This window comes from Sphingomonas endolithica (genome assembly GCF_025231525.1).
Classification (GTDB): domain Bacteria; phylum Pseudomonadota; class Alphaproteobacteria; order Sphingomonadales; family Sphingomonadaceae; genus Sphingomonas; species Sphingomonas endolithica.
Genome location: NZ_CP103057.1, coordinates 4,028,047 through 4,041,717, shown reverse-complemented (window position 1 = coordinate 4,041,717; position 13,671 = coordinate 4,028,047). Strand labels below are relative to the sequence as shown.

Here is a 13,671-nt window from a genome sequence, read left to right as displayed (position 1 = left end):
ACCGGCTAAGAACGCACCCCCCTTTGCTCCCCGGCGAAGGCCGGGGCCCAGGCGGACAGGTGGCGGTTAAAGCGCCACGCACATCACAAACCGCCCACGACTGGACCCCGGCCTCCGCCGGGGAACGGCTTATCGCACCACGAGAAACCGCGGCGCATCATCCCACCCATTTCGTAACAAACCAACCCGTCACCCCGGACTAGTTCCGGGGTCCACCGCGCCGCAAGCTCTGCGACCGAGGCACCACCCGCATCGGAAGCCGCTGGGTGGACCCCGGAACAAGTCCGGGGTGACGCCGTGGCTGGAGCACCTGAATATCGACCCCCCTCCCCCGTTCGTCCTGAGCCTGTCGAAGGACATGCCCACAAACCACAGCCCGCGAACAGCCGCCCTTCGACAAGCTCAGGACGAACGGAGGAAAGTACCGCCGCACCCAAGTTCAGCCCCCCAGCCGCACACCCCCAACCCTCACCCAAAACTCCGCTTGAACGTCAGCGTCGGCACGACATGCCGGCTCCGCTCGCGATACTCGATCAACGATGGCTCCCGCGTCCGCCGGTCGGGCTCATAAAAGGTCCGCCGCCGCCGGTTCTTGGCACTGGTCAGATTGTCCACCGTCAGGTTGAGCGAGGTCCGCGCATCCGGCCGCCATTCGGCAAACGCGCTCATCTCCGGGATCGTCCGGTAATTACGATCCGTCTCGTCGAGCCGGTAATTGGTCGATGCGGTGTCGGCGGTCGCGGTAAAACCCCAGGCGACCTTTTTCAGGTCCTGGCGGAACGTCGCCTCGCCATAGAACAGGCTGTTGCCCGAAAAGGGCCGCGAGCGCAGCGTGTACGGGTCCTTCACCGATGTCGACACATACGACCCGTACAGCGTCAGCCGCCCACCCTTGATCCCGAACGCGCCGAGCGGCGCGTCGATCCGGTTGCGAAGGATGAACGTGCGGCCATTGCCGAGATTGCCCGGCGCATCGAACCCCTCGGGCGTCGGCACCCGGTCCTGCACCAGCGACACGCGGTTGTATCCGAGCTCCAGCTTGTACAGCCCGTCGCCCAATATCTTGCGCTCCACCGTCGCCAGCGCCTCCCACGCGCGCTGCGGCACCAGATCGACATTGCCGCCATTCACCTGCCCGCTCGACAGCTCGGCGCCGCTGATGAAATCCTCGAACTGCAATTGCGCCACCGTGCGCTGCACGGTCAGCTGCGCCCGCCACTTGGCCGACGGTTTCCAGTCCAGCGTCACCTTGGGTTTGAGGAAGCTCAGGCTGCGCTCCGCCTCGGCATCCCCGGTCACCGTGATCCGCGATCGCTCCTGCGTCAGCCCCAGGTCGATGCGCAGCGTCCGCGACAGCGGCCGCCCGGCATTGACGAACGCCTCACCGCGCACTTCCTTCACCACTGCCTGGTCGACCGGCAGGTCGATGCGGATCGGCTGCCCGTCGCCCCCGAACGAGAACAGTTCGACGTCGCTGTCCAGCCGGTTGATCACCCCCTCGGCACCCGTCTCGACCGTCCAGCCGCCAAGCTTGGCGCGGCTCCACACGACGCGCAGCACCGTCTCCTCCAGCGTATCGCGCAGCGTCTGCGTCGATCCGCCGATCACATCGCTGGCGATGCGGTTGAACTCGGCATCCCGGCTGTCGCGGTTGCGCCGCGTGGCCAGACCGATCAGCTTCAACCCACCTCCGGCCAGCGGCCGTGTCACGTCACCACCCAGCTCATATTCGTCATAGTCCAGCCGCTGCGTCAGCCGATCGTCGCGCACTGCACCCGTCAGCGGCGTGACGTCGTTACGCTGCGTCAGCCGGTACCGGTCGATGAACACGCGGCCATTGGCGTGCGCGGTACGGTTGGTACCGTCTTCATACGCCCAGGAGCCCGCCACCGACACGTTCGGCTCGCCTTGCACGTTCACCTTGCGGCGGAATTCCTGCAACACGCCATCGGTCACGCTGACCAGCCGGTCGGTCCCTTCCTCGGTCGTCGCCCCGTTCTCAACCGTGACCGATGCGTTGAAGGTCGATTTGCCGCGCTTGACCAGCGCCGATGCGCTCCCCGCTGGGCGCACGGTACCGGTGAAATCGCGCAACGCCGCCAATTGCACCGTTCCCGCCAGCCCGCCGCCCGCGGTCGTCACCAGGTTCAGCACCTGCGACTTGCCCGAATAATCCGCGCCGAATTGGTCGCCCGGCCCCACCTCGATCCGCGCCACGCGGCTTGCCGGAATGCGCGCCAGGATCGTCTCCAGGCTCTCGCTCTTGGCGCTCGGCCGCTGCCCGTTGATCACGACATTGCCCGCCGTCTGGCCGAACCCGCGCACCGAGGAATCGACCGACTCGATCGCAAATCCCGGCACGCGCTCCACCATCTGCAGCGCGCTGGCCGGGGCATAACCAGCGAAATAGGCGGCGTCGTACACCTGCCGCCCGTTGGTGGTGCGCGATGTCGCGGCGGGTTGCACCGGCTGCGGCGCGGTGGTGGTGCCGCCGTCCGTCGATTGCGCGGTGGCCGGCATGGCTGCCGCACTGCTGCCGACAACTACCGCCGTGATCGTCACGCGGAGCACCGCTCCCATGCCGCATCGCTTCATACGTCACCCCCAACACCAACGACTACATCCGTAGTCGGTAGGTGTACTAATCAAGCAATACAGCAAAGGCAAGCGACGATCGTCGCCCCTATACGAGCCGCATCATGCCCCTCCCCCGGAGCATCGCTGCCCATACGAAAGTTTCCCTACCCCCGCCACAAGCAACCTTGGCGTTGCGCCCGATCCAACAGGGGACCATCTGACAGCGATGGCCAGTCTCCTCGATCCCACCGCCCGCGGGCGTGTCATCCTCGTCGGCGCCGGCCCCGGTGATCCCGGCCTGCTCACCGTCCGCGCGGTCGAGGCGCTCCGCCAGGCCGACATCGTCGTGCATGACGGGCTGATCGATCCGCGCGTGCTGGATATCGCGCCACCAACCGCCCAGCGCATCTCGGTCGCCAAGCAGCGCGCCCGCCACACCCTGCCGCAGGAGGCGATCAACGCGCTGATCGTCGCGCATGTGAAGACCGGCGCGATCGTCATCCGCCTCAAGGGCGGCGATCCCTTCATCTTCGGCCGCGGCGGCGAGGAAGTCGAAGCGGTGCGCGCCGCCGGTTTGCCGGTTGAGGTGATCCCCGGCGTCTCCGCCGCGCTCGGCTGCGCGGCCGAGGCCATGCTCCCGCTCACCCACCGCGATCATAGCAGCGCCGTCAGCTTCGTCGCCGGCCAGTGCAAGGGCCTGGCCGATCAGGACTGGTCGGGCCTCGCCGGCCAGGGCCGTACGCTCGTCATCTATATGGGCGTCGCCACCGCCACCGACATCGCCGACAAATTGATGGCCGACGGCGTCGCCCCGGACATGCCCGTCGCCGTGTTGGAAAAAGGCACGCTCGTCGGCCACCGCGCGATCAAGACCCTGCTCGCCGATCTCGGCCAGATGGTGGAGCGCGAAAAGGTCGCCAGCCCGGCGATCATCGTCGTCGGCGAAGTGGTCGAACTGAGCGACGCCGAAGACAAACTCGCGCGCTGGGCGCGCATTGCGGAAGCAGCAGTATGAAGCTCCTCACCGGTAACGATCTGCCGACCGGCGACGTCGTGTGGTGGACCGGCCAGGGCTGGTCTCGGCACGTCGAGGATGCCATCGACGTCGCCGACCAGGGCGAAGCGATCCTCCGCGCCGAGGAAGGCGCAAGGCGGGTCAACGTCCCCTACGTCATCGACGCCACCTTGACGGCGGACGGCCCCCGCCCCGCCCACATCAAAGACCGCATCCGCGCTTTGGGCCCCACGGTACGCCCGGACCTGACGCTGAAGCCCGCCGATCCAGCCGCCGGCAGCTGGGTGATATGAGCGTCGCCTCCCATCAAATGCTCCAATCTCCGTTCGTGCTGAGTAGAGACCGAGTAGCCCGTAGGGCGTATCGAGGGCTCGTATCGAAGCATCGCCCCGATCGCCGCTTTGTCCTTCGATACGCGCCGTCAACAAGCTCAGTCGCTACTCAGGACGAACGGGTCCTGTTGGGAACACCGAATGTATAAATACGACACCTACGACCAGCAGATCGTCGACGCCCGCGTCGAGGAATTCCGCGACCAGGTGAAGCGCCGCCTCGCCGGCCAGATCACCGAGGATCAGTTCAAGCCGCTGCGCCTGATGAACGGCCTCTATCTGCAGCTCCACGCCTATATGCTGCGCGTTGCCATCCCCTATGGCACGCTCGACAGCCGCCAGATGCGCATGCTCGCGCACATCGCGCGCAAATATGACCGCGACTACGGCCATTTCACCACGCGCCAGAACCTGCAGTTCAACTGGATCAAGCTCGAGGACACGCCCGACATCCTGGCCGAGCTCGCCACGGTCGAGATGCACGCCATACAGACGTCCGGTAACTGCATCCGCAACATCAGCGCCGACCAATATGCCGGCGCCGCCGCGGACGAGGTCGCCGATCCGCGCATCTGGGCCGAATTGCTGCGCCAGTGGAGCACCTTCCACCCCGAATTCACGTACCTGCCTCGGAAATTCAAGATCTGCGTGATCGGTGCCGAGGAGGATCGCGCGGCGATGCGGCTGCACGATATCGGCATCCAGATGGTGGTGCTTGACGGCGTGCTCGGCGGCCGTATCCATGTCGGCGGCGGCATGGGCCGCACCCCGATGATCGCCCCCGAGATCCGCGATTTCGTCCCCGCCGACGATCTGCTGAGCTATCTCGAGGCGTGCCTGCGCGTCTACAATCGCTACGGCCGTCGCGACAATATCTACAAGGCGCGGATCAAGATCCTCGTCCACGAGATCGGCGCCGACGAATATCGCCGCCAGGTCGAGGAGGAATTCATCGCCGTGAAGGCGCTCGGCCTCGATCCGCCCAAGGCCGAGTTCGACCGCATCACCGCCATGTTCGCCGATCCCGCTTTCGCGCCCGAGGACGGTGCCGTCGTCGATCGCAGCGATCCCGATTTCGCGTTGTGGCTCGATCAGAACGTCAAACCCCACAAGCAACCGGGCTATGCGATCGTCAACATCAGCCTGAAGCCGCAGGACGGTATCCCGGGCGACGCCACATCGGCGCAGATGGACCTCATGGCCGACCTGGCAGAACGCTTTAGTTTCAATGAGTTACGCGTAACCCACGCCCAGAACATCGTACTCCCACACGTCCATAAGCGCGACCTTCATGAAATTTGGACCGCCCTAGACGCCGCCGGCCTCGCACCCGCCAATCTCGATCTGATCAGCGATATCATCGCCTGCCCCGGCCTCGATTATTGCAGCCTCGCCAACGCCCGCTCGATCCCGCTCGCGCAGAAGATCACCACGCGTTTCGCCGATCCCGCCCGCCAGCGCGACATCGGCGAATTGAAGGTCAAGATCAGCGGCTGCATCAACGCCTGCGGCCATCACCACGCCGGTCACATCGGCATCCTCGGCGTCGACAAGAAGGGCGTGGAGAACTTCCAGCTCTCGCTTGGCGGTTCGGGCGCGGAGGATGTCAGCCTCGGCAAGATCACCGGCCCCGGCTTCGACGAAGACGGCGTGGTCGATGCAGTCGAACGCGTCACCGACACCTATCTCGGCCTGCGTGAGGATGGCGAACGTTTCCTCGACACCTATCGCCGCGTCGGCATGGCCCCGTTCAAGGAGGCGATCTATGGATGATCAGTCCACCAAGCCGAGCGACACAGGCACCCTGCTCCGCTTCCGCAACGACGATCCGCATGACGAACCCGCCGTCACGCTCGACGCCTTTCTCGGCCAGACCAACGCGACTGCTGTGCGCATCGAAGCAGGTGACGACGTCCGTGCATTGATCCCCCATCTCGGCCAAATCGCGCTGGTCGAAGTCAGCTTCCCCTCGTTCCGTGACGGCCGTGGCTACAGCGCCGCGCGTATCCTGCGTGAGGCGGGCTATGCCGGCGAACTCCGCGCGCAGGGCGACGTGCTGGTCGATCAGTTGCTGCCGATGCGCCGCTGCGGCTTCGACAGCTTCGCGCCTGAATCGGAGATCGACGCCGCAACGGCGAAGGCCAGCCTCGCGCGATACGACAACGTGTATCAAAAGGCGGCCGACGGCCGCACGCCAGTATGGCAATTCCGGCATGGCTGAAGCCGCGCGCGTTCTCGACTATGTCGACGTAACCCCGTTCACCAAGGTGGACGCGGCCGAAATGAACGCGCGCTTCGTCGGCGTGTCCACGCAGGACATGCTGGCCGAACTCCTCGCCGCCGAACTCAAGGGCCGCATTGCCGCCGTATCCTCGTTTGGCGCGGAAAGCGCCGTCCTGCTGCACATGGTCGCGCAGATCGACCCCGACGTGCCAGTGATCTTCATCAACACGCAAAAGATCTTCGGCGAAACCCTGCAATATCGCGACGAACTTTCCGAACGCCTCGCGCTCAACGACCTGCGCGTCTTCCGCCCCGACCCCCGCCTCCTCGCCAAGAAGGACGCGACCGGGCTGCGTTGGAACTACGACCCCGACGGCTGCTGCGACCTGCGCAAGGTCGAGCCGCTACGCCGCGCGCTCGCCCCGTTCGATGCGTGGATCTCCGGCCGCAAGGGCTTTCAGGCCGGCACCCGCATCACCATGCCGCGCTTCGAGGAAGACGAAGGCCGCCTTAAGCTGAACCCGCTGGCGGAGTGGGACAAAGCGCGGCTGGAGGCCTATTTCGCCGAACACCAACTGCTCCGCCACCCGTTGGAAGTGCAGGGCTATCCCTCGATCGGCTGCGCCCCCTGCACCAGCAAGGTGCAGCCTGGCGAAGACCCCCGCGCCGGCCGCTGGCGCGGCTGGGACAAGGTGGAATGCGGCATCCACGTGCCCGAGAAGCCGGGCGAAGAACCGGTTTTTTAAAGCTCGGCACGACCGGTGCGCCGAGCGATCGCACAGTATTCAGTTCCCGGCGAAGGCCGGGGCCCAGGCGGACAGGTCCACATAACGGAAGCGCTGCGCACGCCATGCACGTCCCGCGACTGGACCCCGGCCTGCGCCGGGGAACACCATTGTTCCGCAGGCTAACCGGTGCCCACTTACCAACCACCACAACCAGGCGTGGGCGTGGGCGTTGGCTCGCCCCCGCAATCACAAAGCCGGCCTCAATATCCACTCCCCACAAAATCCGAGAACCGGGTGATGCTCGGCTCGAACTTCAGCACCACCTTGCCCGTCGAACCATGCCGCTGCTTGGCCACGATGAACTCGGCCAATCCGAACACCCGCTCCATGTCCGTCGCCCAGGATGCGTGATCCTCGAAGATCTTCGCACTATCGCCTTCCGTCGGACGCTTCGGCTCCTTGGCCGCCACGTAATAATCCTCACGAAACACGAACATCACGATGTCGGCGTCCTGCTCGATCGATCCCGATTCGCGCAGATCCGACAGCTGCGGGCGCTTGTCTTCGCGCTGCTCGACTTGGCGGCTGAGCTGCGACAATGCCAGCACCGGCACGTTCATATCCTTGGCCAGCGTCTTCAGTCCGCGGCTGATTTCGGAAATCTCCTGCACGCGCCCGTCGCCAGAAGCCTTGGCCGATCCAGTCAGCAGTTGCAGGTAATCCACCACGACCAGGCCGATCTCGTTGTTATGCCGCCGCTGCAGCCGCCGCATACGCGTGTGCAGCGCGCCGATTGTCAGACCGGCCGTATCGTCGATGAACAGCGGCAGGTTCTCGAGGTCGGCGGCCGCTGCCGCCAGCTGGTTGAACTCCGCGCGGCTGATCTTGCCCATGCGCAACGCCTCGCCACTGATCCGCGCCTGCTCGGCCAGGATACGAGTCGCGAGCTGATCGGCAGACATTTCCAGACTGAAAAAAGCGACCTTGGCGCCAACCGACGCCGCATGTTCGATGCCATCCTGCCGATCGCGCATGTAGCGCTGCGCGGCGTTGAACGCGATATTGGTGGCGAGCGCGGTCTTGCCCATGCCCGGGCGCCCGGCGAGGATCATAAGATCGGAATGATGCATGCCGCCGATCTTGGCATTGATGCTGTCCAGCCCCGTCGTGATGCCCGACAAATGCCCGCCCGAATTCAGTGCCTTTTGCGCCATCTTCACCGCAAGCGTTGTCGCCTGGGCGAAGGTCTTGATCGCGCTCTCCGTGCCGCCGTCGGCAGCAACCTTGAACAGCTCTTCTTCCGCCAGCTCGATCTGGCTGCGCGGGTTGACCTCCTCCGACGTATCCATCGCCCGCTCGACCAGTCCGCGCCCGACCGTCACCAGCGTGCGCAGCATCGCAAGATCGTAGATTTGCTTGGCGAACTGCCGTGCGCCCAACAGTCCGGCACCGCTGCCGGTCAGCTGCGCCAGATAAGCCGGCCCGCCGAGTTCGCGCATCCCGGCATCGTTGTCGAACATCGGTCGCAGCGTCACCGGCGACGCCAGCATGTCGTTGGCCCGCGCCGTCTTGATCGCGGCGAAGATGCGCCCGTGCAGCGGCTCGAAGAAATGCTCCGGCTCAAGCTTGTCGACTAGGTCGTCTGCCAGGCGATTATCGATCATCATCGCTCCAAGCATCGCTGCTTCTGCCTCGACGTTCTGCGGCAGGGCCGTGGTTTCGGTAAGGGGCGTGATGGGGATGATGGAAGCCATCGGTTGGTAATAGCCCCGTGCGCGTTCGTCTCAACCCGCTTTGCGTTCAGCTGCCTGTGGAAAACGCGAGCAGAACGCTGCGGCGAGAGTTGCCAAGAGACACGGATTGTCCCCCGCGCGCTTCCCTTATAGGGCTTGTCGATGGCCGACTGGCGGATCATCAACGTCGAGCTGGACGAACGCACCATTCTATGGCGATCGGCCGATATCGAGCAAGAACGCCGCATTGCGATCTTCGATCTGATCGAAGGCAATCATTTTGCGCCGCAGCGCCAGCATGCCGACGGCTATGCCGGCCCCTACCGTATCACCTTAAGCGTGGCGGAAGGTCGCTTGGGTATCGCCATCCACCGGCAGGACGACACCCATTTGGAAACGCACATTCTCGGGCTTGGCCGCTTTCGCCGTCCGATCAAAGACTATTTCGCGATTTGCGATAGCTATTACGATGCCATCCGCAACGCCGCGCCATCGCAAATCGAAACGATCGACATGGCCCGTCGCGGTGTCCACAACGAGGCCGCAGAATTGCTGAAGGATCGCCTGGTCGGCAAGATCGACATAGATTTCGAAACCGCCCGCCGCCTCTTCACGCTGATCTGCGTGTTGCATATCAAGGGCTGACGACACCATAAAATCGATCGGCTTTTGAACGCGGTGTTGGCGGAGCAGAAAGCGGCTCTTGCTCCGCAACGTCACCCACGCAAACATCGACCACCTTCGATGACGGACATACAAAGATGCTCGATGACGATCTCAAAGCCCGGCTGATCGACGTGGCACGTGATGCTGCCACGCGGGCGTACGCGCCTTACTCGAACTTTGCCGTGGGCGCGGCGGTGCTGTTGACCGACGGCACCATCGTCGCAGGGGCCAATTTCGAGAATGCCAGCTACGGGCTGTCGCTTTGTGCCGAAACGGTGGCTCTCGCGACGACAAGCAGCGCCGGACGGCTGGCGGACGTCGTTGCAATCGGTGTTATCGGTGGCGCCATCCGCGGCGGCAAAGTGACGGGCAACGAGCCCATCAGCCCGTGCGGCCGCTGCCGGCAGGTCATCAACGAAGCTGCGCAGATCGGCCATCGCGATGTCGAGATCCTCTGCGGCAGCGCGGAGGGTGATCTGGTCACCCGCCATCTGTGCTCGGACCTATTACCGCACGCTTTCGGACCAGCCGATCTCGGCGTCGCCTGACCCGCCCGCAGTAATGCAACCAATCTAATGCTTGTTCGGCCTTGATCGTCCGCGGCAAGGTCGGCCCCAGTAGGAGAGAAGAATGTCCGTAATGTCCGACCGCTGGATTCGTGAGCAGGCGCTGACGACCGGAATGATCGAGCCGTTCGTCGACGGCCAGAAGCGCGATGGCTGCATCAGTTACGGATTGTCCTCCTACGGCTACGACGCTCGCGTGTCGGACGAATTCAAGATCTTCACCAACATCGACAGCGTGATCGTCGATCCGAAGGATTTCGCGGCGAACAGCTTCGTCGATCGCCGGACCGACGTGTGCATCATTCCGCCCAACAGCTTCGCGCTTGCCCGCACAGTGGAATATTTCCGTGTGCCACGCGACGTCTTGGTGATCTGCCTCGGCAAGTCGACCTACGCGCGCTGCGGGATCATCGTCAACGTGACCCCGCTCGAGCCCGGCTGGGAAGGCCACGTCACGTTGGAATTCTCCAACACCACACCCCTTCCCGCCAAGATCTACGCCAATGAAGGCGCGTGCCAGTTCCTGTTCCTCCAGGGCAACGAGCCATGCGAGGTCAGCTATGCCGACCGCGCCGGCAAGTATATGGGGCAGCGCGGCGTCACGCTGCCCAAGATTTAAATGACTGGCGGCGGCACCCGCCGCCAGTCGTTTATCATCAGCGTTGCGGCGTCAGCGCGATGACAGTTTCACATCGGCGAGCCGGCCTAAGCCGGTCCGGGCGATCGCGTGCGACCCGACGATGCGATCGGACGACATGTCCATCATCACCTCGGGCTGGCCGAGCACCATGTCGTACAAGCTCCGCGCCTGATCCAAGCGACCCGTCTGCTGGTACACAGCGGCAAGGTTCAACATCAATTCGGGGCTCTGCGGGAATACGCGGCGTTCCGCCACCAGCGTCTGTTCGGCTCGCTTAAGGTCGCCCGAGACGATCTGGCTATAACCGGTTCGCTGCTGCGCGCTGGCGGAGAACGGCGTAGCTAACGCCGCGAGCGACAGACTGACTACAAAGAAGCGCATGATCGGTCTCCTAACCGCCCTCTCGACTTACAAGAGGTTTCATTTTTATGACACTGGAGTGTCACTTTTGTGAAATGCATGCAAGCGTCGTCGTGTCGCAACATGGTCACTATTATCGCTGATCCTTCACGCGGATCAGCCACCTTCAAGCACAAAAAAAGGCGGCCCCGAAGGACCGCCCGATCTTTGCCTGATCTGAAAATCAGAAGTCGTTACGATACTGCTCGTTGCCGATGAAGCCAAGCTTGGCGACCCCGGACCGTTTGATGACTGCCAGTACCTCGTCCACCTTGGCGTAACGCGCCTGCGGGTTCGGCTGGAAGTGCAATTCCGGCTCCGGATTGATCTGCGTCGTCTGCTCCAGATACTGCTGGAGCGTTACCGTGTCGACCGGCGAACCATTCCAGGAAACGGTACCTGTCGGATCGATGGTGACCTTGTTCTTCTGGGGATCGACGGCCTGCTGCTTCGCATTCGGATCATTGACCGGAAGGTCGACCTTCACCGCATGCGTCTGAATCGGGATCGTGATGATGAACATGATGAGGAGCACGAGCAGGACGTCGATCAACGGCGTCATGTTCATTTCCATCATCGGTTCGCCGTCGTCGGAACCGCCGCTCATTGCCATATTATGTTACTCCTGAGTCTTGCGGGTAGATCAAAGACGCGCCGTGCCGCCACCGGGAGGTGGCTCGGAGATGAATCCGACCTTCGCGAAACCCGCCATCTGCATCGTGTAGATCGCGCCACCGATGCACTGATACGGGGTGTTGATGTCCCCGCGAATATGCGCTTCCGGCAGTTCCAGCGCCGGGTTGCCTACGCCGCCCTGACGCTCGATCTCGACCTTGAGCTTTTCGACTGCGCGGTCCAGCAATTCCTGGTGGGTGACGCGCGTCATGTTCCAGTACACCGCGCAGGTGCCGTCTCCGGCCGTCGTGATCGACAGCGAGACGTTCTCCGGCTTGGTGGTCGTGGGATCGAAGGTGACCGATGGCAGCTTGACCTTGACCGCCTGGATTGCGACCGGAACCGCGATCAGGAAGATGATCAGCAGCACGAGCATCACGTCGACCAACGGCGTCGTGTTGATGTCGGACATCGGCTTGTCGGTATTGCCGCCACTACTAATTGCCATTGAGGGCTATCCCTATCCATTCAGTCGCGCCGCAGGATTCGTATCCGGCGGCGAAGGAAGAACCGCGAGCGTCGCCCGCGGCCCATCCGTCAGTTTATGCGCGCGGCGCGGTACCGGTCTGACCGACAGCGGTCGTGGCACCCGGCTTCGCACCGGTCACCGGTGCAGAAGTGGTCCGCGAGACGGGACGAACAGCGCCGCCCGATGCGAGGAAGCCGAGCACGTCGTTCGAGAAGGCAGCGAGGTCTTCTGCGATCGACTTGTTGCGGCGCTGCAGCCAGTTGTAGGCAAGCACGGCCGGAACGGCCACGGCAAGACCAAGTGCAGTCATGATCAGTGCTTCACCAACCGGGCCGGCAACGGCGTCGATCGATGCCTGACCAGCCGCACCGATCTTGATCAGTGCGCGGTAGATGCCGATAACCGTACCGAACAGGCCGATGAACGGTGCAACCGAACCCACCGTCGCGAGGAAGGCGAGACCGCCACCCAGCTTCGAGTTGATCGCAGCTTCCGAACGCGCCAGCGAACCGTGCAGCCAGTCATGTGCCTCGACCGGATCGGTCAGCTGGGTGTGCTGCTCCTGCGCAGCCAGGCCGTCGTCGACGATCTGACGATAGGCCGAGTTCTTGTCGAGCTTGGCAGCGCCTTCGCGCAGGCTGTTCGACGACCAGAAGCCCTGACGCACACGCTTGGCCTGGTTCATCACCTTCTGCTGCTCGAACAGCTTGGTGAACATGATGTAGAACGACACGATCGACATGAACGCCAGGATGCAGAACACGGTCCAGGCGATCACACCGCCCTGCTGCAGTGCTTCCCAGAAACCGTACGGGTTTGCGCCGGCGCCGGCGGGTGCCGCACCTGCGGCGAGAATGGTGGTCATCATTGCGGTTAGTCCCTCTAGAATAGCATGAATTTTGCGGGGACCCGAGCCCGGGCCCCCGTCTCTGATCTTAGTCGGACGGCAACACCCACCGCACGGGCAGGCTGGTAGTCGTCGCGATGTTCTGGCCGTTCGAGTCACGAGCAGGCGTATAGCGGACCCTGCTCTTAGCAATACGACACGTGGTCGAATCCAGATCGCTATTGCCGCTCGACGTCGTGATCGAACAGTCGGTCACGCGACCATCGGGACCAACGCTGAGCCGGGCAACAACGCGACCCTGCGCTTCCGCGCGGATGGCTGCTGGCGGATAAGCATCGGGGCCAAAGTACCCAGCAACGTTACCCTTGAGCCCAGCCGCCTGCGAAACGCGCGGCGGTGCCGGCGGTGCGGGTGGGGCGGGTGGCGCCGGCGGTGCAGCGATCGGCGTATATTGAATCGACGGCGGCGGAGTTTGCACCGTCTGAATCACGACCGGAGGCGGATTCGGATTGCGCACGATCGGCGGCGGCGAAACAACCGGCGGCGGCTGCAACGGCGTGTCTGGTGGCGGGGGTGGCGGCTCATCCGGCGGCGGGGGTGGTGGCTCCTCGACGTCGAACGTGTTTAACTTTTCCGCAGCCTTCTTCACGTACTTGTACGCGAGGCCAGTTACGAAAGCGTATCCTATAACGGCATGGATGAGCGCGACGATAACGATCGCGACCACCTTGCTACCGCTCATCTTTTGGTCAGCATAGGCCATTCAGAAACGACACTCCTCAATCACGGCCAATTTGGCCC

15 protein-coding genes are annotated in these 13,671 nt (G+C 63.7%); 8 read left to right on the top strand and 7 right to left on the bottom strand.

Annotated features, from left to right (window positions below; genetic code table 11):
- Positions 1–468: 468 nt before the first annotated feature.
- Positions 469–2,580, bottom strand: a complete 2,112-nt coding sequence (locus NV382_RS19295; protein ID WP_260598474.1) for a TonB-dependent receptor — start codon at positions 2,578–2,580, stop codon at positions 469–471.
- A 223-nt stretch (positions 2,581–2,803) separates the two neighbouring features.
- On the opposite strand from NV382_RS19295, the gene cobA reads away from it, so the two are divergent.
- The 5 genes from cobA to NV382_RS19270 all read left to right on the top strand — a co-directional run bounded on the left by cobA (position 2,804) and on the right by NV382_RS19270 (position 6,893).
- Positions 2,804–3,592 carry a uroporphyrinogen-III C-methyltransferase gene (cobA, locus tag NV382_RS19290; protein WP_260598472.1) on the top strand — a complete coding sequence of 263 codons (789 nt, stop codon included), beginning with the start codon at positions 2,804–2,806 and terminating at the stop codon, positions 3,590–3,592.
- Positions 3,589–3,885, top strand: coding sequence for a DUF2849 domain-containing protein (locus tag NV382_RS19285; protein WP_260598470.1), 297 nt, complete (start codon positions 3,589–3,591; stop codon positions 3,883–3,885). The genes cobA and NV382_RS19285 overlap by 4 nt, the downstream gene beginning before the upstream one ends.
- 180 nt (positions 3,886–4,065) lie before the next feature.
- On the top strand, positions 4,066–5,697 hold the full coding sequence (locus tag NV382_RS19280; RefSeq protein ID WP_260598469.1) for a nitrite/sulfite reductase: 1,632 nt from the start codon (positions 4,066–4,068) through the stop codon (positions 5,695–5,697).
- Entirely contained in the window at positions 5,690–6,145 is a 456-nt protein-coding gene (locus NV382_RS19275; RefSeq protein WP_260598468.1) for a DUF934 domain-containing protein, read from the top strand. The genes NV382_RS19280 and NV382_RS19275 overlap by 8 nt, the downstream gene beginning before the upstream one ends.
- Entirely contained in the window at positions 6,138–6,893 is a 756-nt protein-coding gene (locus NV382_RS19270; RefSeq protein WP_260598467.1) for a phosphoadenylyl-sulfate reductase, read from the top strand. The genes NV382_RS19275 and NV382_RS19270 overlap by 8 nt, the downstream gene beginning before the upstream one ends.
- A gap of 242 nt (positions 6,894–7,135) precedes the next feature.
- On the opposite strand, the gene NV382_RS19265 is transcribed toward NV382_RS19270, so the two are convergent.
- Positions 7,136–8,629 (bottom strand): replicative DNA helicase, encoded by a 1,494-nt coding sequence (locus NV382_RS19265; protein WP_260598466.1) that lies wholly within the window; start codon positions 8,627–8,629, stop codon positions 7,136–7,138.
- A gap of 141 nt (positions 8,630–8,770) precedes the next feature.
- On the opposite strand from NV382_RS19265, the gene NV382_RS19260 reads away from it, so the two are divergent.
- The 3 genes from NV382_RS19260 (at position 8,771) to dcd (ending at position 10,459) form a co-directional block, all read left to right on the top strand.
- Positions 8,771–9,253, top strand: coding sequence for a UPF0262 family protein (locus NV382_RS19260; protein WP_260598465.1), 483 nt, complete (start codon positions 8,771–8,773; stop codon positions 9,251–9,253).
- 116 nt (positions 9,254–9,369) lie between these two features.
- Entirely contained in the window at positions 9,370–9,822 is a 453-nt protein-coding gene (locus NV382_RS19255) for a cytidine deaminase (protein ID WP_260598464.1), read from the top strand.
- An 82-nt stretch (positions 9,823–9,904) separates the two neighbouring features.
- Positions 9,905–10,459: a dCTP deaminase gene (dcd, locus tag NV382_RS19250; protein WP_260598463.1), complete on the top strand. Its 555-nt coding sequence runs from the start codon at positions 9,905–9,907 to the stop codon at positions 10,457–10,459.
- A 51-nt stretch (positions 10,460–10,510) separates the two neighbouring features.
- Here dcd and NV382_RS19245 read toward each other — a convergent pair whose 3' ends face one another.
- The 5 genes from NV382_RS19245 to NV382_RS19225 all read right to left on the bottom strand — a co-directional run bounded on the left by NV382_RS19245 (position 10,511) and on the right by NV382_RS19225 (position 13,633).
- Positions 10,511–10,861, bottom strand: a complete 351-nt coding sequence (locus NV382_RS19245) for a tetratricopeptide repeat protein (protein WP_260598462.1) — start codon at positions 10,859–10,861, stop codon at positions 10,511–10,513.
- Positions 10,862–11,063: 202 nt separating this feature from the next.
- Positions 11,064–11,492 (bottom strand): ExbD/TolR family protein, encoded by a 429-nt coding sequence (locus tag NV382_RS19240; RefSeq protein WP_260598461.1) that lies wholly within the window; start codon positions 11,490–11,492, stop codon positions 11,064–11,066.
- A gap of 30 nt (positions 11,493–11,522) precedes the next feature.
- Positions 11,523–12,002, bottom strand: coding sequence for an ExbD/TolR family protein (locus NV382_RS19235; RefSeq protein WP_260598460.1), 480 nt, complete (start codon positions 12,000–12,002; stop codon positions 11,523–11,525).
- A gap of 94 nt (positions 12,003–12,096) precedes the next feature.
- Positions 12,097–12,891, bottom strand: coding sequence for a MotA/TolQ/ExbB proton channel family protein (locus tag NV382_RS19230; protein WP_260598458.1), 795 nt, complete (start codon positions 12,889–12,891; stop codon positions 12,097–12,099).
- A gap of 67 nt (positions 12,892–12,958) precedes the next feature.
- Entirely contained in the window at positions 12,959–13,633 is a 675-nt protein-coding gene (locus tag NV382_RS19225; protein WP_260598457.1) for an energy transducer TonB, read from the bottom strand.
- Positions 13,634–13,671: the final 38 nt, after the last annotated feature.

Bases quoted from the DNA above. Each gene is read 5' to 3' on its own strand.
- NV382_RS19280 (WP_260598469.1), top strand. From the start codon at position 4,066: ATGTATAAATACGACACCTACGACCAGCAGATCGTCGACGCCCGCGTC.
- NV382_RS19230 (WP_260598458.1), bottom strand. From the start codon at position 12,891: ATGATGACCACCATTCTCGCCGCAGGTGCGGCACCCGCCGGCGCCGGC.
- cobA (WP_260598472.1), top strand. From the start codon at position 2,804: ATGGCCAGTCTCCTCGATCCCACCGCCCGCGGGCGTGTCATCCTCGTC.
- NV382_RS19295 (WP_260598474.1), bottom strand. From the start codon at position 2,580: ATGGGAGCGGTGCTCCGCGTGACGATCACGGCGGTAGTTGTCGGCAGC.
- NV382_RS19225 (WP_260598457.1), bottom strand. From the start codon at position 13,633: ATGGCCTATGCTGACCAAAAGATGAGCGGTAGCAAGGTGGTCGCGATC.
- NV382_RS19240 (WP_260598461.1), bottom strand. From the start codon at position 11,492: ATGGCAATGAGCGGCGGTTCCGACGACGGCGAACCGATGATGGAAATG.
- dcd (WP_260598463.1), top strand. From the start codon at position 9,905: ATGTCCGTAATGTCCGACCGCTGGATTCGTGAGCAGGCGCTGACGACC.
- NV382_RS19255 (WP_260598464.1), top strand. From the start codon at position 9,370: ATGCTCGATGACGATCTCAAAGCCCGGCTGATCGACGTGGCACGTGAT.
- NV382_RS19235 (WP_260598460.1), bottom strand. From the start codon at position 12,002: ATGGCAATTAGTAGTGGCGGCAATACCGACAAGCCGATGTCCGACATC.
- NV382_RS19270 (WP_260598467.1), top strand. From the start codon at position 6,138: ATGGCTGAAGCCGCGCGCGTTCTCGACTATGTCGACGTAACCCCGTTC.
- NV382_RS19260 (WP_260598465.1), top strand. From the start codon at position 8,771: ATGGCCGACTGGCGGATCATCAACGTCGAGCTGGACGAACGCACCATT.
- NV382_RS19265 (WP_260598466.1), bottom strand. From the start codon at position 8,629: ATGGCTTCCATCATCCCCATCACGCCCCTTACCGAAACCACGGCCCTG.
- NV382_RS19245 (WP_260598462.1), bottom strand. From the start codon at position 10,861: ATGCGCTTCTTTGTAGTCAGTCTGTCGCTCGCGGCGTTAGCTACGCCG.
- NV382_RS19285 (WP_260598470.1), top strand. From the start codon at position 3,589: ATGAAGCTCCTCACCGGTAACGATCTGCCGACCGGCGACGTCGTGTGG.
- NV382_RS19275 (WP_260598468.1), top strand. From the start codon at position 5,690: ATGGATGATCAGTCCACCAAGCCGAGCGACACAGGCACCCTGCTCCGC.